Source organism: Lysinibacillus sp. AR18-8 (assembly GCF_001705465.1).
In the GTDB taxonomy this organism is placed as follows: Bacteria; Bacillota; Bacilli; order Bacillales_A; family Planococcaceae; genus Lysinibacillus; species Lysinibacillus capsici.
Window position 1 is genome coordinate 53997 of sequence record NZ_MDGU01000004.1, and the last position, 19367, is coordinate 73363.

General features: G+C 34.3%; 25 protein-coding genes. 2 read left to right on the top strand and 23 right to left on the bottom strand.

Translation table 11 applies throughout. From position 1 onward, the window contains the following. Positions 1 to 38: 38 nt before the first annotated feature. The 5 genes from BFM98_RS01650 to BFM98_RS24500 all read right to left on the bottom strand — a co-directional run bounded on the left by BFM98_RS01650 (position 39) and on the right by BFM98_RS24500 (position 5360). Positions 39 to 548, bottom strand: a complete 510-nt coding sequence (locus tag BFM98_RS01650) for a hypothetical protein (protein ID WP_066036359.1) — start codon at positions 546 to 548, stop codon at positions 39 to 41. Further along, positions 548 to 1963 (bottom strand): hypothetical protein, encoded by a 1416-nt coding sequence (locus BFM98_RS01655; RefSeq protein WP_066036360.1) that lies wholly within the window; start codon positions 1961 to 1963, stop codon positions 548 to 550. Before BFM98_RS01655 ends, BFM98_RS01650 begins: the two co-directional genes overlap by 1 nt. Positions 1964 to 2547: 584 nt before the next feature. Further along, positions 2548 to 3108 (bottom strand): hypothetical protein, encoded by a 561-nt coding sequence (locus BFM98_RS01660; protein ID WP_066036361.1) that lies wholly within the window; start codon positions 3106 to 3108, stop codon positions 2548 to 2550. A 78-nt stretch (positions 3109 to 3186) separates the two neighbouring features. Beyond that, positions 3187 to 3708: a hypothetical protein gene (locus BFM98_RS01665; protein ID WP_066036362.1), complete on the bottom strand. Its 522-nt coding sequence runs from the start codon at positions 3706 to 3708 to the stop codon at positions 3187 to 3189. A 35-nt stretch (positions 3709 to 3743) separates the two neighbouring features. Continuing rightward, positions 3744 to 5360, bottom strand: a complete 1617-nt coding sequence (locus BFM98_RS24500) for an excalibur calcium-binding domain-containing protein (protein WP_066036363.1) — start codon at positions 5358 to 5360, stop codon at positions 3744 to 3746. A 103-nt stretch (positions 5361 to 5463) separates the two neighbouring features. Here BFM98_RS24500 and BFM98_RS01675 point away from each other — a divergent pair, with 103 nt between their 5' ends. Beyond that, a complete protein-coding gene (locus tag BFM98_RS01675; protein WP_066036364.1) occupies positions 5464 to 6048 on the top strand; it encodes an excalibur calcium-binding domain-containing protein in 585 nt (194 codons plus the stop codon). 141 nt (positions 6049 to 6189) lie between these two features. Here BFM98_RS01675 and BFM98_RS01680 read toward each other — a convergent pair whose 3' ends face one another. From BFM98_RS01680 to BFM98_RS01700, 5 genes are all read right to left on the bottom strand, one after another. Further along, positions 6190 to 6543 (bottom strand): YhjD family protein, encoded by a 354-nt coding sequence (locus BFM98_RS01680; protein WP_066036365.1) that lies wholly within the window; start codon positions 6541 to 6543, stop codon positions 6190 to 6192. Then, positions 6536 to 6874 (bottom strand): YolD-like family protein, encoded by a 339-nt coding sequence (locus tag BFM98_RS01685; RefSeq protein ID WP_066036366.1) that lies wholly within the window; start codon positions 6872 to 6874, stop codon positions 6536 to 6538. Before BFM98_RS01685 ends, BFM98_RS01680 begins: the two co-directional genes overlap by 8 nt. A gap of 10 nt (positions 6875 to 6884) precedes the next feature. Then, entirely contained in the window at positions 6885 to 8144 is a 1260-nt protein-coding gene (locus BFM98_RS01690; protein WP_066036367.1) for a Y-family DNA polymerase, read from the bottom strand. Beyond that, complete coding sequence (locus BFM98_RS01695; RefSeq protein ID WP_066036368.1) at positions 8141 to 8362, bottom strand: transcriptional regulator; 222 nt, start codon at positions 8360 to 8362, stop codon at positions 8141 to 8143. Before BFM98_RS01695 ends, BFM98_RS01690 begins: the two co-directional genes overlap by 4 nt. Positions 8363 to 8503: 141 nt before the next feature. Continuing rightward, positions 8504 to 8725 (bottom strand): hypothetical protein, encoded by a 222-nt coding sequence (locus BFM98_RS01700; RefSeq protein ID WP_066036369.1) that lies wholly within the window; start codon positions 8723 to 8725, stop codon positions 8504 to 8506. 143 nt (positions 8726 to 8868) lie between these two features. On the opposite strand from BFM98_RS01700, the gene BFM98_RS01705 reads away from it, so the two are divergent. Beyond that, positions 8869 to 9243 (top strand): hypothetical protein, encoded by a 375-nt coding sequence (locus BFM98_RS01705; RefSeq protein WP_066036370.1) that lies wholly within the window; start codon positions 8869 to 8871, stop codon positions 9241 to 9243. 206 nt (positions 9244 to 9449) lie between these two features. Here BFM98_RS01705 and BFM98_RS01710 read toward each other — a convergent pair whose 3' ends face one another. The 13 genes from BFM98_RS01710 to BFM98_RS01765 form a co-directional block, all read right to left on the bottom strand. Next, a complete protein-coding gene (locus tag BFM98_RS01710) occupies positions 9450 to 10811 on the bottom strand; it encodes an SIR2 family protein (RefSeq protein WP_066036371.1) in 1362 nt (453 codons plus the stop codon). A gap of 199 nt (positions 10812 to 11010) precedes the next feature. Further along, on the bottom strand, positions 11011 to 11721 hold the full coding sequence (locus BFM98_RS01715; RefSeq protein ID WP_066036372.1) for an N-acetylmuramoyl-L-alanine amidase: 711 nt from the start codon (positions 11719 to 11721) through the stop codon (positions 11011 to 11013). Then, the gene (locus BFM98_RS01720) at positions 11721 to 11978 is read right to left on the bottom strand and encodes a phage holin (RefSeq protein WP_066036373.1); all 258 of its coding nucleotides are present in this window, start codon (positions 11976 to 11978) and stop codon (positions 11721 to 11723) included. Before BFM98_RS01720 ends, BFM98_RS01715 begins: the two co-directional genes overlap by 1 nt. 11 nt (positions 11979 to 11989) lie before the next feature. Continuing rightward, complete coding sequence (locus tag BFM98_RS01725) at positions 11990 to 12238, bottom strand: hypothetical protein (protein ID WP_066036374.1); 249 nt, start codon at positions 12236 to 12238, stop codon at positions 11990 to 11992. A 139-nt stretch (positions 12239 to 12377) separates the two neighbouring features. Beyond that, positions 12378 to 12581, bottom strand: a complete 204-nt coding sequence (locus BFM98_RS01730; RefSeq protein ID WP_066036375.1) for a hypothetical protein — start codon at positions 12579 to 12581, stop codon at positions 12378 to 12380. Positions 12582 to 12675: 94 nt separating this feature from the next. Next, positions 12676 to 13065, bottom strand: a complete 390-nt coding sequence (locus BFM98_RS01735) for a GLUG motif-containing protein (RefSeq protein ID WP_066036376.1) — start codon at positions 13063 to 13065, stop codon at positions 12676 to 12678. Between the two features lie 83 nt (positions 13066 to 13148). Continuing rightward, a complete protein-coding gene (locus BFM98_RS01740; RefSeq protein ID WP_066036377.1) occupies positions 13149 to 13343 on the bottom strand; it encodes a hypothetical protein in 195 nt (64 codons plus the stop codon). Positions 13344 to 13368: 25 nt separating this feature from the next. After that, entirely contained in the window at positions 13369 to 15198 is a 1830-nt protein-coding gene (locus BFM98_RS01745; protein WP_139111211.1) for a phage tail protein, read from the bottom strand. A gap of 43 nt (positions 15199 to 15241) precedes the next feature. After that, positions 15242 to 15742, bottom strand: coding sequence for a hypothetical protein (locus tag BFM98_RS01750; RefSeq protein WP_066036379.1), 501 nt, complete (start codon positions 15740 to 15742; stop codon positions 15242 to 15244). Positions 15743 to 15842: 100 nt separating this feature from the next. After that, a complete protein-coding gene (locus BFM98_RS23765) occupies positions 15843 to 16001 on the bottom strand; it encodes a hypothetical protein (protein WP_175400694.1) in 159 nt (52 codons plus the stop codon). Beyond that, complete coding sequence (locus BFM98_RS01755) at positions 16001 to 16315, bottom strand: hypothetical protein (protein WP_066036380.1); 315 nt, start codon at positions 16313 to 16315, stop codon at positions 16001 to 16003. The genes BFM98_RS23765 and BFM98_RS01755 overlap by 1 nt, the downstream gene beginning before the upstream one ends. Positions 16316 to 16335: 20 nt before the next feature. Next, positions 16336 to 18435: a collagen-like triple helix repeat-containing protein gene (locus tag BFM98_RS01760; protein WP_066036381.1), complete on the bottom strand. Its 2100-nt coding sequence runs from the start codon at positions 18433 to 18435 to the stop codon at positions 16336 to 16338. A gap of 11 nt (positions 18436 to 18446) precedes the next feature. Continuing rightward, on the bottom strand, positions 18447 to 19367 hold the full coding sequence (locus BFM98_RS01765) for a phage tail domain-containing protein (protein ID WP_066036382.1): 921 nt from the start codon (positions 19365 to 19367) through the stop codon (positions 18447 to 18449).

Below are 19367 nucleotides of genomic sequence, written 5' to 3' on the forward strand. Positions count from 1 at the left end.
ATTTCTATTGATATTTCAATTTAAATACAAATTAACTATTAAATAACACTACCATTTTTCAATAAAAGAGAGTATTCCTCTTCATCCGTAAACAATTTTAGTGTGTTCTCCTCTATTTCATAATCCGTGATTACTTCACTTGTATGCTCCCACAGTTTTTCTCCGTAATAAGTAAGACATACAACCCCTAATTCACATAAAATAAGAATAGAGGTGTCAGGTAACTTAATAATTTCAAAGACAAGAGAATTAAATTCCTTCATCCATATCAACTTATAATTTTCTAATCCCACACAATAAATTTTCACATCAATACTTATCAAAACACAATTTTCTCTTTCAACTACCTGTAATGATGGGTCAATTCCATGTTGCTCACCAACAATACCAATGAAAATCGAGTCTCTTGTACCAGAACTTACTCCATAAAATTTCTTTTGATCTACACAATCTTTATTAAGAAGAGTAATTTTATTAACTTTGATATATTTTTCAAATTCTGATTTTGATTCAAATTCGTAAAGATTATAACCATTGATTACTTTCATTATTTCCCTCCGTAAAGTTTAACTGTTATTAATTTCTCCCTATCCCATACGGATTCAACTTTTAATACTCCATTAGGTCCCGAAAGTAATGATTCTCTCACTATTCTTCCATTTTCTTGTGTTTTTAGAATACTAGATGGGTTATCGAAAGCATCTGATAAGTTATCCAGAACAAGTTTTCTACCAAATGCATCATCAAAAACCCCAATACTATTTAACTGCCTTTCCATTGCAATAGATCGATCAATATTATGTTTGTTTCCAGTTGCATTTCCAAAAATGTACTCTAATTTTTTGCCGAAGTAAGGAATCCCTTCACATTGGTCTGAATCTACTTCCATCTCTTCATTAGACTCATCACAGCTAGTCTCATTTGGTTCTGTCGGCTCTTCACCATCAGAATCAGGATCCTCCGGATCTTGCCCTCCAGTGGTTGGATCTTCACTTGGTGTTTCATAAGATAGATTGTGAGGATTATCTCTAAATGGATCATCAAGTGGTATAATGATAGGCACATTCTCTATTGATGGCATTGCACTCGGTATCCCGCCAACGTCAGGCACTTCTATAACCGGCTGCAATATATCTGGTATATTACGAGTTGGTATATCTGTAGGTTTAGGCACATATTCATATTTTTCTAAAGGAGGTAGATTTTTTGCTGAAGTTTTCCGAATATCCTCAGAAGGTCCATTAATCTCTCCCGAATACCAACGATTCTGCTGAGCAATCACTATTTCTACCTGACCTGTACCTTCAATAGGTTTTATTTGTGAAATGTAAAAATATTTAGCTGGATCATCTTTGTATGGACTAACTAAATAAGTCCATCGGTCAGTACTTTCCTTCCCCCACAAGGCTTTAGTTAGACCAGGTGCATAAACATCGGTCTTCCAAAAACCATTATCAGCATATTCCTTACTAAAACGAATATCAAAACTGGAATTATATGAAATACCCTCATATTCCTTGAAACCATCAGCCCAATACTTCATCCTTGTTTTATCTAAAGAGTGTTGTTGTATATCAAGACCAATCTCAGCACCAATCCATACAGCCATACCAAAAAAAGTAGAATTAATTAATACCTCTCCATAACCTGGTACACTATCAAGTGGCGTGGGTGTCTGGGCAGATGCTTTCGCTGTTTCAAATGCCTCCCATAAATCCTGATTACGACCTGCAGCTTCATCTGCTTTCCATTTTTCATAAGCTTTCATGTTCCAAGCATCAAAAGCTCGTTCTCTAGCTTCACGATTTTCAAACTTAATTCCTGCACGTTCCAGAGACCCTATCACAGCCCCTTTAAGAGCATTACTTCCTACAACACCAAAAGCATGCGATTTAGTAGGATACATAAAGGTAACACTTATTACTAAAATTAAACTAAGTAAACAAAGAGCTATCTTTTTCAATTTCATCTCTCCTTATATATAAAATATATGTACATTCCAAAGTTACCATATTAATACTAATTAAGAAATACATTCTAACTACAAAAAAACATTCTATTTAATTCAAATTACTTACTAGATTAATCGAGAAAGACTCCTACACTCTTCAACTAGTTTTAGAAAGTTACGCTATGCTGTATTTTCTGTTTCTCCTACTTTAAATAACAAAAGACCACTCATAACAGAGTGGCCTTGCTCTAAGAATATCATTCTATTTCTCATACTTTTATATTATTTGTCTTCTATATTTTAATAATTCGTCATCTTCTAGGCTCTAACTGATTAATAATTTTCTTGTTCTTGATATAAAATAACTTTATTTGAACCAATAAAAATATGTCAAAGCCACCCTCAACTCTAAAGCAACACAAGATGGACATTTTTCATCTTTTCTATTTTAGTACATATCATTTAATTTGTTTTAACCAATACAAAATTTTAACTCTCTCCTTTTAATTTGATTAACAATTTTTAGTCATTTACTTTTATAGTCATTTATTTGTTTCTATAAACTAGACCTCTTTTAGGTGTGAAGTGGTCTTCAATTATTGTGTATTAACACAATACCCCTTGTATTTATCACAAAAAACACTAGCTGAATCATTATCAAAATGTTGATTTGTTATACAGTTTATAATTTCCTTTGTAAAGTCATCCGCGCCTTTTAATAAATATCCGATAGCAAAACCATTTGCTTCATGTTCCTCTGGTCGTTTTGAATAATCACTTATACTGAAATAATCCTCTATTGAATATCCTAATTTCATAAACTGTTTTACATGGTAGAATTCATGAGCAATAATAAATTTCAAAAAAAGCTCTGAAGCAATATCTACAAGATGTTGATCAAAGATTCTTCCAAACAATCGCTCACTTTCCTTAGTTAAAGGTTCAACTAGAAATTCCACTCTTATAAGACTTGTCTTATTTTTATTTGGAATACAAGACGCTGGTGAACCAAAAATATTGGCGTCTATCTTAATAGGTAAATTAACATCCTCAATATTTAAAGCGTGCCTAAGTTCTATTAGAAAGTCCCCTTCTAATAATTTCTTTAGAACGGTTTTTAACTGTGTAGAATCAATACATCCCCCAAAAAACGCCATATAAATCTCCATTCCCTAATATATTAAATAACAAATTATATCAATTAATATTTTGAAATCATTAAATTTACAATAAAACTAATTATCTTTTCTTCTATTTTCATCTGCTTGATTAAATTGCAATAAAGCAATAACAAATGCCATTGCCAAAGCACATACTGATATAAAATGACTAGCTTTAGAAACATGATCGTTTTCAATTATAGATATACAATAACAATACATAGCAATAGTGAAACAAAAGATTGCTACGAATGCCATTAAACTTAAAATAATTTTAAATGAAATATTTAATAAAAAATTTCTGTACCAACGTTGTTTAAATAAATAAAAACAAAATAAAGGTAATAAAACAAATAATATTTTAACGTTGATATGGATACTTATTACATGCTCATTAATAATATATAACAAGAAATAATTTAAGACATACAACAAGATTATTAAAATAACATTTACTAATTTATTTATTAAATTCTCATATTTATTTATATTTTTTTTATAAAAAGAATGAGATGTAAAGAAGCTTAGTAAGCTGGCCCCAATTGGAACACCTACAAGTATTCCTAAAATCAAGACAAAATAATAAACACTATTCATTTAAACTATCATTCCTATAATATTTATTCTTTTATTTATCTCTCACAAGCCAAACCGTCTCCATCTCGATCATGTTTCTTATCGTATGCTGGATGCGATGAATTAACTCCGTCAGGATACACTTTCCTTAGTTCTGTACAATTTTTAAAACTCTCTCTTGAAGGTTCACTTGGTGTTGTTATAGGAGTTGTAGTTGGTTTTTCTGTGTAGCTATCCTCCACTGGTTCACATGCCCATCCATCATTATCTGCATCATGTTGTAATTCATAAGCTGGGTGACCACTCATTACGCCTCCCGGATAAACAGCTCGTAATTCTGTACAGTTTTTATAGGATTCTTTGACTGGTTCTGTAGGTTTTGTTTCAGGCTTCTGCTGAGAGGGTTTTGACTCTGGTACGTTGAACTCCTCAGCAGCAACATTATATGTCTTACCATTAGTTGTAATTACGATTGTACCGTCGTGAGCTGTTGAATACACTTTACTTCCCACGCTCTTTAGATTAGTTAAAACCTCATTATGTGGATGACCATAGCTATTATCCTTACCATAGCTTAATATTGTTACTTCAGGTTTAACTGCTTTTAAAAATTTTGATGATGTACTTGTATTAGAACCGTGATGCCCAGCTTTCAAAATCTGTACATTTAAAGAATCAAAAGAATTGGTAAGTAATTCTTCCAAGTCTTTACTTGCATCTGCCATTAGCAAAAATTCAACGTTTTTATATCCTGTTTTTAATACAATTGAAGCATCATTTGTATCTACTGCTTTGGCATCAGAATATAACGATTGTAAGTAAAAATCAGAAGTCCAATCACCTATTAAAATTTCACCTATTTTAGGTTCTATATACTTAATATTTTTTTGCTCTACAAGTTTTAAAAGTTGAGTGTATGTTTCTGTAGTATGAGATTTACCACTATTCACAAACTTACCAACAGAAATTGAGTTTAATACCGATATTAATCCACCAACATGATCAGCATCAGGATGGGTTGCTACTACATAGTCTAGCTTCTTAACACCTTTTAATTTTAGGTAATTGACAACAGTCTTTCCTGCTGATTTTGGTCCTCCATCTACTAAAATATTCTTTCCATCGTGAGATTGAATAAGTATAGAATCGCCCTGACCTACATCAATAAAATGAACCTTCAATTCACCTTTTTTAGTTGGTGCTTCTGGAGATGTTTTATTGGCATTTTTCCCTGACACTACAGCATCGATTGAATCAGCGTACTTTTTAAAGTCAACATCGCTCATATCGCCATTCATTTGTAATAAAATTAATCCATTTTGATGTGTGTGTGAATAGAATAACGGACCCATATCACTTAATCCATCGTAGTATCCTTTAGCTTGTGTTAGACTTTTAGTGTCCTTAAAAATAAACAACCTTCCACCAGCATCCTCACCAAGCGAAGGAATTAATATTCGTTTACCTTCTTTGCGACCATTTCCAAATTCCTTATTAGGTAAATCTGAAACAGCACCTACTTCTAATCCATCAGTTTTAAATTGATTAATGATATATTCTGTTGTGATTGGCGAACTATTATCTGTGCTTTTTTGAGCAGCTTCTGTATTGATTGGTAGCGCCAAAGCAATTACTAGAATAAAAGTTAAAAATGATAATAATACTTTTTTCATAAATCTCCCTCCTTCAAAATAATTATACATATTTGGTTACAAATTGGTATAATAGTATTAAAAGATTTTTATTTATACATAATTACGCAGGAGGAATCTTGTAATGCATAGTAGGTTTTGGACTATTTTCTTTTTAATCATCTTCTTTCCATTAGGTTTATTTTTAATGTGGAAGTACGGTCATTTTACTAAACAACTACGTGTCATTATTACTTTATTTTTTGTCATTATTGTATTACTATCTTCATGTTTTGGTGGAACAAACAGGGCAAAAGAAGAAGAGTTACTTAAGAAGGAACAGGAGTTAGAAGAAAAAGAAAGTAAACTGATTAAATTAGAAAATGATTTAAAAGTAAGAGAAAAGGATATTGATCAGAAAATTAAAGATTACGAGCAAAAAATTGAAGAACAAAAGAAGTTGGAAGAACAAAGAAAATTAGAAGAACAAGAAGATGAACGTAAAAAACAAGAAGAGATAAAGCAACAAGAAGAGCAAAAAAAGCTTGAAGAAGCACAAAAACAAGAAGCTGCTCAACAAACTACTACAACAGCCACACCTCAACAAAATTTAAACTTCAGAAATTGCAAAGAAGCTAAAGCAGCAGGTTACTCGAACATTAGAAGAGGTGAACCTGGTTATTCATCAAGACTCGATAGAGATGGTGATGGATTAGCTTGTGATAAATAATTTCAAGTAAAAAAACCAGGTACTCATTCGAGCGCCTGGTTTTTAGTATATTTCTTCAGGTACTTTATCAAAATTAAATCCTTTAAAGGATGTGATTCGTATAGATTCTGTACTTGTATTTTCAAGATAGATTGATGGCAATTACAATTTCATTTTGTCATTAATATGATTAATCAATAATTTTTCTACTTGAGTCTTTAGTGCTTGGTTGGCATATCTAAGCATGACATCATTTCCAGCAGTTGCTATTTGTACATCGCTGAAATATTCATCTACATTAGTCCATCCCATAATTCGTATCTTTTGTTGCGCAAGTTCCCTTTTGAGATCAAAATATTCTTGGCGCAACTCTTTTAAAAGGGCATCCATAAGGGGAAGAAATACAACTTTCATTTTAAATTGTTCCGTTTTTTGATAATCAATCTGCAATGATTTAATTGCTAGTTCTATCAGTAAATATTTGTGTAAAAGCTGGCGTTGGTCAGGTTTAATCATAATAATCAGCTTCTAATTGAGCTGACTGTATGTTTTGAATTGGAATTCGTTTTGTTTTAAGTAGTGTATCAAGTATGAGTTCATTAGTATTAAAATTAATTGTTTTGATAGTTCCAGTCCATTGTATGATTTTGTTGTCCTGCCACGCTTCTAATTTAATGTCTAGATGCTGACTAAACGCTTGATCAATTGTTTGTTGTATTTCTTCTAGTTCCCATTCAGCTAGTTCTCTCGGCTGCTCTGTGAAGCCTTTTTTGTATTCCCTAAGTCCATCCAAATGTTCAGGCATCATCATGGATGCCCATTTAATGTTTCCACGGTCTTTTATCATCCAATCACTCCTATGCTAAATGCCCACCAACTAAACGATCACGGTTTATAGCTGTCCCTGCTCCGGTAAATGACACAGCACGTAATATTGCAGTTGATCCAAATTTATTTCTAATGGCGTCCATGGTAGGGCCAATCAGCTGCCTTTGTGGCTTTCGTTCATCAAACAAATCTAATTGGATACTGTGCTCGCGATCTAAATTGGAAATACGGACAGAAAGCTGTCGGGCTGGCTCCCCTGCAAAATGTTCATCGAGTAATTCAATACAGACTTTATACATTTCAAGTGTTTCATTAGTAGGCACCCTTATTGTTTTAGAACGATGAAATCCTTTCGTCATAGCATTGCGGCTATACGATAGACCTAAGCTAATGGTGCGGCCAACAAAGCCTGCATCCCGTGCTCGTTTCATCACATCCTCGCACATTTCAAGGAGTACTACTGATATTTCTTTTCGTGTGTGATAATCTCTCATCAACATTTGACCTTTACCAAAGCTTAGTGATGGATTCTTGACTAAAGGTTCACCTAGTTTAGATAGGTCAATGCCCCATGCATGGTGATACAATTGATTGCCCATAACACCAAACTGTTTTTCTAATTCATCTAAATCAGCATTTGCCAATCCACCAACCGTTTGAATGCCCAGTTTATTAAGGTTAGCCTCCATCTGCTTGCCAATACCCCACATTTCAGATAGTGGTCGTACAGGCCACAATTTTGTTGGTACATCCTCATAAGTCCATTTAGCGAAGCCTGTTTTTTTAGCATCCATGTCTAAGGCTAATTTAGCCATTAGCATATTTGGTCCCATGCCTACAGCACTTGGCACATTAAATTGATCAAGTATCGCTCGCTGGATTTCTTTTGCGGTTTCCTCTGCTGAACCCCACAATTTTTCAGTGCCAGTCAGATCAACGAAGCTTTCGTCCACACTATAAACATGTATAGCATCCACAGGTACATAATTAGCGATAAGTTTTGTGATGGTCATAGACATTTGAAGAAAGAAGCTCATCTTTGGCTCAAACAATTTTATATCAGGATGTTTAGGAATTTCATAACGACGATTCCCTGTCTTAATTTTAAATCGTTCTTTCATGACTGGAGATGCAGCCAACACCACACTACCTGGTTGACTAAAATTGCCGACAACTGCAATTGGGTCCTTTAGTATATCCAACCCCTCTAACATGGCGATACAGCTGGCATAGAAGCTTTTCATATCGATACAAATGATTGGTCGATTCGGCATATTCTCGTAGTTCATACAACATCACGCTCTTTTCGAATAACAGGAGTAACAGCGAGTATATTTCTGATTAAAAATGTACGCTTTGTTTGTCTCATAAAACAGAATGCCTGAAATGAATCACCAACGATTTTAATAATTTTTACTCGCCTTTTTGTTACAGACCCATTTTTAGATACATACATCATGTTTACTAATTGATTACGCTGCATAGCTTTAACAAGTTGTTCTCTCATCAATGTTTCCTCCTAATACGTGAAATGTTCCCCATTTATAATTTATACAAGAACACTTGTTTGTATACATAATAGAACAGATGTTTGTATTTTGACAAGATAAAATTTCTGGAAATAAAAAAGGCTATCGTATGATAACCTTTAAAAACTTTCTTTGAAATTGACAGCTATAATATTCTCATCTCTATGGACCATTCTGATTACGTTGTAACCCTGTGCTCGTAAAAGATTTAGAGCAACATCGTCTGTTAGTGCTTCGTGTTCTTCGTGTGTTAAATGCAAGCTTGATAAACCTATAATTGGTAGATTGTCAGGCTTGCGTTTGAATAAAAATTTTACTGGTACTATTATATCGTAATTCATAATCCACACCCCTTTTTACAGATATTTCTACATATTAAGTTAAATCCCTTCCAATATTCGATTATCAACTTTTATTCTATATACAAAACATCTCATTTTTCCTAAAATGGTATTGAAAGGGAGTGGGTGAAATAAAAAAAATAGTGGCAGTAATTGCAATTGTACTAGTAGCACTTATAGGAATATCTTACTTTTTGCTAGATTCAAAATATGAAGAAGGAGTCATAGTAAACGGGTTTCCAGTACCTAAAAATGCTGAAGTAATTGGGGAAGATGAGCTTATAGATATTGAATCAAATATATCTAACTCGCTATATTTGGATTGGCCAAAAGTGACGAATGGGATTCCGTTTGACTATAAGCTTTTAATTATGTTAAAAGGCTGGAAAGAGGTCGACAGTGAAACATTTGAAGACGGGGACACATTAAGGGTATATACAAAAGATGATGCTGAAATTAAGCTTACAACTACGGAAAGTTCTATAGGTATACTGTTATCTATGCCTAATAAAAAATAATTAATATTTAAGTTAAACCAAAAAAACCCAGGTACTCACTTCTAATTGAGCACCTGGTTTATTTGTTTGAATGATTATTTTAATAATCTTTCAACTTTTATAACTCCTAGCATAACGGATTCGTACGCAAAAAAAGTAGCAATTTTCACATACTGAAATGCAATGCTAATTCTTAGCCTTCAAACTTAATCACAAAATTTGACTGTTTAACTGATTAAAGGTTTTAACTTCCGATTTAATGTACCTAAGCCACTGTGCTTTGCGAATGATAATAATTCATGAACCATTTCCATAGGTATTTGTGAATAATTATCATGCCAAGTTTTTGTTGCCTCCCAAGCTTCTCCTATTACAAGGGATCTAGTGTCACTTACATATCCCAAAACTTTATCTAAAGATTCCGCAACTATTTGGAATAATCTAGGGGGCATCCTTTTGAAGTCATAATGAATAATGATATCTAAAATAATATTAAGATATTTATCATACATTTCAAAAGCACCATTCCGAGAGGATTTATTCCAAATTTCACCAATACATTCAGATAAAAATTGAATATATGGAGATATCATGTGATATTCAAAATCTGATAATACCTTAAGTAAGGATACTCTAAAACCTTGTTGAGTTACAAACCTTTGTTTTAAATCAGCATTATTCGTTTCTAATAATCTTATGATTCTTTCTAATTTTTTCATCTGAATATCATGTTCATATTGCTTTTCTATAATTTTTGAACACAATTCATTCAAAAAAGCTTCAATATCGTTAGTTTCGATTACAATATTTTCATTTACATCATAATATGGTTCATCTTTTGGAGAACTAGTCCAAAGAACTTGAATTATTTCATAAGGAAATTCATCTTCGACATTGTAAATATTTTTCGACCAATCTAGCGAAGATAATACATTCATATCACCTAAACTGTATCCTAAAACAAGAGTTGTTGATTCGCGAATTGTCATAGCTAACTTTGACTGTCTATATTCGTTCGGCCTAAATAAAGGTATGTAGTCATCTTGAGTAATAATAATTGATTCAGGATCAATTCGGGTACCATGAAGGTGATATATCGGCGTTATTCCTTTAGGTGCTGATAAATAATTCAATGGATTCAAACTTTTACATTTTCCTGTGAGAATTGATTCAATTACTAAATCATAATTAGTAGTAATTATCCAAGCAGGATTTAATATATCAAATATTTCCCTAAATGATTTTATTTTTGCCTCTTGAGGAAGCCAAGTCGACAATTTACAAATCTCTTGTTTGAATAAAAACTTCGCATCTTTATAACTTATACCATTTCTAAGAGATAAATCTTTACACATTTTTGTTGCAAGTTCTGGAAGAGATACCCCAACTAATTTATCATTACTTGGGAAATCTAAGCCAAAAGAGTTACTTACTTTTTGTATTAATTCAAACCATCCCATTGCACTATAAACTCCGTCATCAATTACAGCTTTAGAGAAACCAGCTCCTATAAACATACCTAAATTACCATAACTAAATGATGTAAATAATTTTTCAAATACAACATCTCTAGTAATTTCATTAGACAAAACATCCACATCCTTACATTTTTATGTTATTATCTCACATTTATACCAAAAGGCAAGATAGGATTTAAGGCTTATGAGTTTTAATGATAATTACTAAACTTAGCCCAATAACAAATTAAACTTATCGGACTAAGTTTTAACTTCTCTTTCTCCAACCTGAATTATTAAACGTGCTAAAAGTTAATAACCACATTTTAAATTATCTTTGTGAAATAATAATTTTCAATCCTTCAAAATCTCCACCAGTTAATGTACCAGCATCAAATTTATCAAGCCATGATTTATTTATCTTCCCTTTATCTACAGCCTGTTTAATGTAATCACGTACTGCTGCTTTAGTTGTTGGGTTTGTAAATATCATTGTATCATCATCCTTTTCTGTTGGTTTTTGTGATTCTTTTGGTTTCATAGCTTCCTCTATGCGTTTCAAAAAGCTATTCCAACGATCTTCTGCCAATATTCGGTGAGGACAGTATTTACCGTTCCAGTCCTGATGTTTCTTCACTCTCTCAATGCCCCAGCCATATTGTTTCAATAATTTAGCAATGTACTGAACAGCATTTTCCTCAGCTACTCCGTATCGAACACCACCACTTTTGCTGTAGCAAATTTCTACCCCGATAGATATACGGTTACCCTTCTTGTGTAAGTTAGGATCTGTACTACCTCCCCCATCACCACAATGCCAAGCGTTACGGTTAAAAGGAATTGCTTGAATAACCTCTTTATCATCTACAGCAACATGATAAGATACCTGAATGTTATTATTTATCATATAAGCAATTTCGTTAGCAGCTGGTGCGTCATTCGCTGTGTTGTGTACTGTGATATATTGAGGCACCATTGAGTATGGCGCTTTGATTGAATATTTGCTTGCAGGTAGAAAGGTTTGTTTGAAAGTATAAACCATCATTTATCATCCTTTGGTTTTTCATATTTTAAAGCTTGTTCGCTATCACTCGTACCTTCTGTAGTCGGATCAACAACCACGCCAATTAGCACTAAAAAAGCGAGCACAGTGTTAAATAACTCTGTAACTCGCTCATTATAAATTGTTGTGTCGTAACCGAATAGCGCACCGATTTGTTGCACTAACAGTAATAGTAAAGCAAATGCTGCCACTAAGAATGGTTTGTGTTTTAAACGTACTTTCCAGTTGATTTTCATGTAAGTTCCTCCTAAAAGATGTGTTTTTCCATACGGTCCATACGGCCTTCAAGTGACGTTAAGCTTTTACTAATTTCTCTCATCGCATTAGCTTGTTCACCTTGTGCTTCTGTTAACGTCTCTAAATTTTTAAGTAGTCGTTCTTCGCGCTTATTGGAATTCCAAAATACATAAACGACTAAGCAAATACACAAGATTGACCACACAACCTGTGAGTTTGCTATATGACTTGCTGCTGTTACTGCTGATACAATATCCATTCAATCACCTAACCTTGCCCTTTTTGTGTAAATAAAAGCCATGAGAAGCATCGAGATTCAGTAACATGTACCGTTGCCCTCTCGATTGTTCTTACAGCGCATAATAAAAAGCACCCTCAGTCGAGAGTGCTTCATCAAGTTATCTGAAATACCATTCTTTTCTTAATTCAATTTGTTTTTGAATTCCACCAATTGTTCTTTGAAATCCAGCAGCAATATATGGAGATATTTGCTCCATTTCTTCACGATCTGATATTGATTTTGATAAATTATCTAGAAATGCTATTTCCTCATCAGTGTATGGTAATCCACTGCGTGATGTGTTTGAATATGTTGTAGACATTCTACCACTCCTTTCGCCCTTTATTAATTTCGGCAAAAGTTAGTTATTTCCTTCTTTGCTAGGTAACATTGTGAGATCTTTATTTATACTTATTTTACATTAAAAATTCTGCTAATTTAGTTACAATCGGTGTTGCCACAGTAATATGATCTGCAGCGTTTGACATAAAATTTTTATACTTTTCAGTAAAAGTAGTTTTACCTACAGATTTTTCCATATCATTTACTAATTGTATTAAATTTTGCTTCACATCTGATTTCTCAAGCTGTTCCAAAGCTATTCTTAATTCGCTGAAAACATTAACTTCAGTTGAGATGATTCTCATATTAGCGGTTGAATTCTCTATTTCTCCATCATCCATACTTCCTACTAAACCTCCAACATTAGTAGCAGAACCGTTAATAAAAATTGTCCCTTCAGCATGAGAGTTTACTATTTTACCACCATTCATATTCCCAACCAAACCACCGATATTTGTTTTCATAGTCTATCACCAATCCTTTCATTATTAATATCTCATACGAAAGGGAATGGAAAAAGTTTCATATAATAAAAATAACGATAAGCCTATGCTTGCGTTTCTGTTTGTGTAGCTGATACTGGCAACACACTAATTATAATGTGTTTATTAATGATAGCCCCACCAATATTCACAAAGTTAATCTTCTGGTCATTGAGTGTTGCTGTAAACGCAGATGTATCAAACTCAGCATTCGTTAAGTTAATTGCTTGGCCGTTGTTTAGTTGTACTTGATAATCCATTATACCAATCTCCTTTAAATTTGAATTATATTAAATCGACATACCCTTGGGTCGTGCCGTTGACTTGCACATATAACCTTTTATTCGAATACGAGATACCTATACCTGATGAATTAGCACGAGCTAGCCCTGACACTGATGTTGTTTGTGGTACATGTAGGGAACCGTAAATCGTATTCTGACCATTCATTTCATTGTTAGTGCCATTCAGTCTGACGTTTGATGATGATAATTCGAGGTAACTACCTGTGTACTGGATAACGGAACCTGAACCGAATACAACCGATTTAGAACCACCACCATATTTTCCTAGATATAAATTATTCCCTACTGTAGCATCAGTGCTAATGTCAATTGTGGCACCTTCTATCCTTCCGGCATAAATCGTCCCTAAGTTACCACTTATATCAGAAAGAACACTGACAGCACCAACTAAATTGATTTTTGAAGCCTGAATAGTGACTGACGTTGATGTTTGGTTAATCAACGATGCTATTGTATTACCGTTGTAATCTGTTTGAGAAACCTTACTAATGATTTGACCAGCTTGTTGAATGATCGAACTTTCAGCAGTCCCCAGTCGATTGTCTACACTCGATACACGGGTTGATATCTGCCCAACCTCAATAGATAAAGAAGACACTTGTGTTTGAGTGCTATCAGCTTTACGTTCTACCCTTGTAACCTCTGCTGTTATGCTATCAGCTCGGATGTTGAGTTGAGCCACCTCGTTAGTAATACGGTTGTTCACGCTTAAATTAATGTTATCAGCTTTAATATCAATAGCTGCAATACTATGGTTGATACGTTCAACTTCTAAACGAATATTCGAGTCTGTTTGCGTAAAGGATGACCGATATTCCTTAATGGACTCTTTCAAGATCTCTTGTGTTTCAGTTAATTCATCTGATAATGTTTGAGGTAGTGCATTCCCGATAACTACGGCCACTGTCTTGAATTCATCTGTTTCTTCATCAATAACTTGAGTGACCTCTAAAATACGAGTCTGCATTTCATAATCCCAAGGCTCATAGATTAGCCAGATACGCTCCCCGAGCTGTTTATCCAAAAGTTCAACGGAATTCAACTCGATCGATAATTCCGGCTGATCTTTCAATGATTTTCGAGCCTTATCCATTAAATTCTCTGAATCTGAAAACCGTTCATCACTTATATCATCAGCGTCTCGAATACCCCATTTAGCAGCCTGTGGTGACGTGTATCTGATGATAAGATTGTCTTTACCCTTGGCACTAATGCGCGTCCTTAGGTTATCAGTATTTACTGATTTCGATAACTCAATGATGTTGTCCCCATATTGGTATACAAAATCATTGTCAGGACCAAGCATCTTGCTGAAATGGATGTTACTGTTTGAAGTAATCTCGTACTCACACTCAAATGCCTCACATATTTGATTCACCAATTTAACGATATTGCCATTGCCAAAAGCCTCTATATAGCCATCCTCGTTAAAATCACTTGTGAAGGTCCAGTTTGTATTACGCAATGCAAAAGTAGCAAATTCATTTAAGGTTTTATGTCCTCCGTTGGTACCTTCTTGCCTGCGCCAAATGTTATCAAAGAAGATATGTTGAGCCTTTACAGATTTTACATTTCCTCTTGATTTTCGTTGTAGCTGTTTAATCCGAAATTGAAAACCAACAGCTTCAATAACCCCTTCTTCTGTGATCAAATGAAAGGAATGAGGGTTATCATGTTCGCTTGCATCTAAGGTTAGTTCAAAAACGCCATCGATGTTTTTCCTCACGACCGGCTTGTCTCTGCATACTAAAGCCTCTGTTAAGGTTCCTTCATAGTTAGTGATTGATAGCATCGCATCACCTTCTTTCACAATAAAAATACGCTACTCGGTGTGAGTAGCGCTTACGTTGAATTTATTTTTGTAAATTATTAATTTGTTCAATCAGAAAATTTTTTGCAATATTAAGAGTTCCTATAATCAAATCTCCTTGAATTGACTTAATATATGCATCATAAAATTTCTTCTGTTTAGGATTAGGATTGTAAAGAGAAAAATCAGCCCACAACCACTCATTGAAAGTTAATGTTCCAAATTTCCTGATATTTTCATAAGATAAACTAAAAATATTCATATTATGTTTATTTGCATTGAATGCAAATCTCAAACCTAATAATATTTCCTCGATGTTATTTTTTTGTTCTTTTATTTTTTCTTTATATTCTTTTTTAAACTTTGCAAATAATAGATCGTTGGTGTTAATTATCCAATATAAAAGTTCGCTAGTACTTCTATAAACTTTTTCTATATCATTTTTCTCAACAGCCTTTAATAATGATTTATATCTTTTAATTAAGCAAGACTTATTCGCATTCATTCTTGCATAAGATGTTACATTTAGCAAATCTGATCCCATAACTATATTTCATCTCCTTTAACTATTAAATTCAACAAAAGAAAATTATTGCCTCTTAAAATGACACTAAAAATAAAATATACACTAATACCAACTACACTTAAACACCTTCTGTAGCTGTTAAAATGTAATCCTCAACAGCAACACGGTAATCTTCATTTGTTATGTCATCAAGGACATAAACAGCATTTGTCTTTGGATTTAGACCACCCGACATAATACGCTCTGCTGCAATACGTACAACAATTTGATTAATCATTATAAAATACCTCCTTCTTTTGCATCGGTTTGTAATAAAAGAATATCTTCTTGTAATTGAGTAATTTGCTTTTGTTCTTCTGTTGGTTCAGGTTCAGGATAATACTCAAATATAGGTTCTTTTGTTTGAGGATTAATTGAAGCAATGTAATGTTTCAACGAATCATAAGAATTGACTTCTAAGTCCACGTATCGAATTTCTCCTTCTATTTCTTCATGTTGCACAAGTATCGGAGATTCCCATATCTCTCCTGTTTGCCATAGAATTTTACCTGTAGAATCAAAGAAAACTCTGTTTCCTCTTGAGAAGTTCATTTTAATACCACCTTTCTTATCTAACCAACAATGGTATATTTATAATTCCTAGACGCTATTGGAACTGGCATAATAACTGTCCACTTACCGTTCAAACTCGTTACACTAGCTACCATCAAGTATGTCGACTGTCCAGTCGCAGTCGCCCCTCCAAAGAACCCACTTACATGTCTAGATAAGTTAACTCCTAAACCTTCATCCTCACCTATATACAGTGACGAGTATTCTTCTCCATTTCCAGTTAACGTCATTGAAGAAGCACGTATGATTTTGGGTTCAAACGGAATACCTTCGATGGATATATAAGGTTGATATATAGTGTTTGTACCTTTAGCAAACTTAAAGCTATACGTATTTGATGGTGATAATTTCGTACCTGTCATTGTTAGCTTGGCAGGAATAGCATCAATGTTAGCAATCATCGTACTAAATGGTGCATCTTTGTCAGTCGGAACACCCTTACCAGTAATAGCGACTGACAATCCGTCTTTACTATTACCTACATGTGTAAAAATCGACTGTTGTGCAGGGGTGTTATCAGGTATTGTTGCGGTAGAGTCCAACTCAAGAACTGCAGCATCTAAAATGTCGAAGGCGTTACCGTCTTTTGTGATAAATTCAACCTCATAGTAAATAGGGATATTTCTTGAACGTTTAATAATTGTTAGGTAAGGTTGACTATTTTTAATGGCAATAGTTTGATATTTAAAGAATAAAGCATGTTGCGAATGCATTGCTAAAAAATCCATCGTACCATTAACAGATTCATCTTTAGGTCTGTGTACAGAATACAATATTTCAGCAACTCCACCACCCGCAACAGATGGGACATATTTATTAGCTACACGAAGCTTGATGCTTCCACTAAGTGTTATGTTAGGGAATAGTAAACGGAGGTATTCTACATTCACATCATTCCCCCATAAATCCAAATTAAAATACCTAATGGCATGATTATCGTTGATTTTAACAGTGCCATTAGCATTAGGTTTACCTGACTGAATTTCTGACCAATCTGCACCATTTTTAATCTCTAATTTTTCATCAACGTAACGAATACCATGCACACCATCCTCAGACAATATCTCATGATCCAAATGTTCAGTAACTACTTGCTGATTGTTTGTTACAGTTTGCTGTAAATTTGCTATTTCTTGATTCACTTCTGTGAGATCAGCATCCTGTCCAGGAGGGCCTTGCTCACCTTGTGGGCCTTGAGGTCCTGTATCACCTTTCGGACCTTTAATCGTACCAACATTTGTCCAGTCATTTGTAGTATCTGACCACACATATAAATCACCGTTAATTAAGTAGGCATCCCCTGGTTCCCCAAGTGGTGGTAAAGCATTCTCATCTGGCAGTGTTCCTAAAATCCTTACCCCTGTACCTTGTTCACCTTTCTCTCCTTTTTGAACAAACATCGCCCAATCAGCATTCGATAGTACAGGGAATGACGGTGGCTTTACACCTTTATTGTCACGTAAAGCCATATAGCCGTTACCTTCTAAAGTAACAAAGTTGTTCTTTTTATACTGGGTTTCGGTGTTCCATTCTTTTAAATTTACTAACCCTTCTACATTCGGCAAAACTACATTAATTGCATCAGTAGCTGTTTGCGCTGCTTGCGTCGCTTGATTTGCGTTACCTGTTGCTGTATTTGCATCTTGAGTAGCTTGTACAACATTAACCTTTAATTGAGATAAATTGGACGCTTCTAAATTGGCGTTATTGGCTGCTTCTTGAGCGAGTACAGCTTTTTCGTTAGCGTAATTAGCTTTTTCTTCAGCAAGCAAAGCACTAGCATTCGCTAATTCTGTGGCTGTTGTAGCTAACGCTGTAGCTTCTTCCGTTGCTGTTTTAGCTGTTCTAGCATCTTGTGCAGCTGTTAATGCTTGTTGAATGGAATCATTTAGGCGGTCTAGTAATTCCCCAATGTTTTCACCAGTCAGCATATCGATTTGTTGTTGTAAATTATTAATATAATTCAGCATTTCTTGACGTAAAGCATCAGTCAAACCATTGGCTTCACCGATTAAGGCTTCTAACAGCCCGAAATTATAGTTTAAATCGTCACGGTATCCTTTATCAAAGGAAGCACCGATTTCACGCATACGCGCCATTGTAGCCCTCCTCACTTGTAATAAAATTTGAATTTAAACGATATTAGAAACTGAGTTGCACCACTAATTTGAATGGTGTTCCAGCCAGGATTCAATACCAAGACTTTACGGTTTGTATCTTTGAAAATACTGCTACCGTTTTTAGTAAATCTAGTAGGTGTTTCAAGTTTAATAACATCATTAGCACCACTAGAACCGTTGTATTGCCATTGTGTACCGTTCGTGGTATTTCTGATATTTAGATTGGTACTAGCACCCCGAAACTCTATTTCAAAAAGCATGTCTCGTAAGTTAGTTTTTAGTTGCACATCACCAGCATTGTAAACTCGAAAAGACGTTTCGTTTTGGAATACATATTTTAACGTTGTTGGATCCACTGCAATTAACCCCTGCCCTGTTTGCCATACCTCTTTATCAAAGGTACGCGCATCTAGAGTGGTACCAGAGGACTCAGCATAAGGTAGTTGATATGTCTCGAACTCAACATCAACCTTCCCTAGCAACCCTCTTTGTTCTACTTCATTCATGTTTGTGCGAATCACTTTGTATCGTTTACCTTTTAATATCTCGATATTGGTTGGTAGTTGTGAATTCTCGCCCCATATTTGCCCTGGCAATTCGAACTCATAAGTACTAGTCTTATAGGTTGGCCGTCCTTCGTAGATATAAAAAGGCTCCAAGTCGCTAAAAATTGAAAACAATTTGTCGCGTCTTAGAGCAAAATCTAGTTCGTCAGTTGCTATATACATAACAGACAAGATGATTACCCTTGAACCATGATTGACTGATTCTCGTACTACCCCTGGTCGTCCCTCTACATCAACACTAGATGCTTTCTGGTCAATCGGTCTAATTAACATGTCTTGTGTGATATAGCCCTCTTGTACAAGGGAAAGTGTAGCCCCTGTACTGTATTCGATTAATGTGTCCAT

Bases quoted from the DNA above. Each gene is read 5' to 3' on its own strand.
- BFM98_RS01760 (WP_066036381.1), bottom strand. From the start codon at position 18,435: ATGGCGCGTATGCGTGAAATCGGTGCTTCCTTTGATAAAGGATACCGT.
- BFM98_RS24500 (WP_066036363.1), bottom strand. From the start codon at position 5,360: ATGAAAAAAGTATTATTATCATTTTTAACTTTTATTCTAGTAATTGCT.
- BFM98_RS01725 (WP_066036374.1), bottom strand. From the start codon at position 12,238: ATGGATATTGTATCAGCAGTAACAGCAGCAAGTCATATAGCAAACTCA.
- BFM98_RS01715 (WP_066036372.1), bottom strand. From the start codon at position 11,721: ATGGTTTATACTTTCAAACAAACCTTTCTACCTGCAAGCAAATATTCA.
- BFM98_RS01740 (WP_066036377.1), bottom strand. From the start codon at position 13,343: ATGGATTATCAAGTACAACTAAACAACGGCCAAGCAATTAACTTAACG.
- BFM98_RS01675 (WP_066036364.1), top strand. From the start codon at position 5,464: ATGCATAGTAGGTTTTGGACTATTTTCTTTTTAATCATCTTCTTTCCA.
- BFM98_RS01735 (WP_066036376.1), bottom strand. From the start codon at position 13,065: ATGAAAACAAATATCGGTGGTTTGGTTGGGAATATGAATGGTGGTAAA.
- BFM98_RS01695 (WP_066036368.1), bottom strand. From the start codon at position 8,362: ATGAGAGAACAACTTGTTAAAGCTATGCAGCGTAATCAATTAGTAAAC.
- BFM98_RS01665 (WP_066036362.1), bottom strand. From the start codon at position 3,708: ATGAATAGTGTTTATTATTTTGTCTTGATTTTAGGAATACTTGTAGGT.
- BFM98_RS01750 (WP_066036379.1), bottom strand. From the start codon at position 15,742: ATGGGATCAGATTTGCTAAATGTAACATCTTATGCAAGAATGAATGCG.
- BFM98_RS01755 (WP_066036380.1), bottom strand. From the start codon at position 16,315: ATGAACTTCTCAAGAGGAAACAGAGTTTTCTTTGATTCTACAGGTAAA.
- BFM98_RS01650 (WP_066036359.1), bottom strand. From the start codon at position 548: ATGAAAGTAATCAATGGTTATAATCTTTACGAATTTGAATCAAAATCA.
- BFM98_RS01700 (WP_066036369.1), bottom strand. From the start codon at position 8,725: ATGAATTACGATATAATAGTACCAGTAAAATTTTTATTCAAACGCAAG.
- BFM98_RS01685 (WP_066036366.1), bottom strand. From the start codon at position 6,874: ATGATAAAAGACCGTGGAAACATTAAATGGGCATCCATGATGATGCCT.
- BFM98_RS01690 (WP_066036367.1), bottom strand. From the start codon at position 8,144: ATGAACTACGAGAATATGCCGAATCGACCAATCATTTGTATCGATATG.
- BFM98_RS01680 (WP_066036365.1), bottom strand. From the start codon at position 6,543: ATGATTAAACCTGACCAACGCCAGCTTTTACACAAATATTTACTGATA.
- BFM98_RS23765 (WP_175400694.1), bottom strand. From the start codon at position 16,001: ATGATTAATCAAATTGTTGTACGTATTGCAGCAGAGCGTATTATGTCG.
- BFM98_RS01660 (WP_066036361.1), bottom strand. From the start codon at position 3,108: ATGGCGTTTTTTGGGGGATGTATTGATTCTACACAGTTAAAAACCGTT.
- BFM98_RS01730 (WP_066036375.1), bottom strand. From the start codon at position 12,581: ATGTCTACAACATATTCAAACACATCACGCAGTGGATTACCATACACT.
- BFM98_RS01765 (WP_066036382.1), bottom strand. From the start codon at position 19,367: ATGGACACATTAATCGAATACAGTACAGGGGCTACACTTTCCCTTGTA.
- BFM98_RS01720 (WP_066036373.1), bottom strand. From the start codon at position 11,978: ATGAAAATCAACTGGAAAGTACGTTTAAAACACAAACCATTCTTAGTG.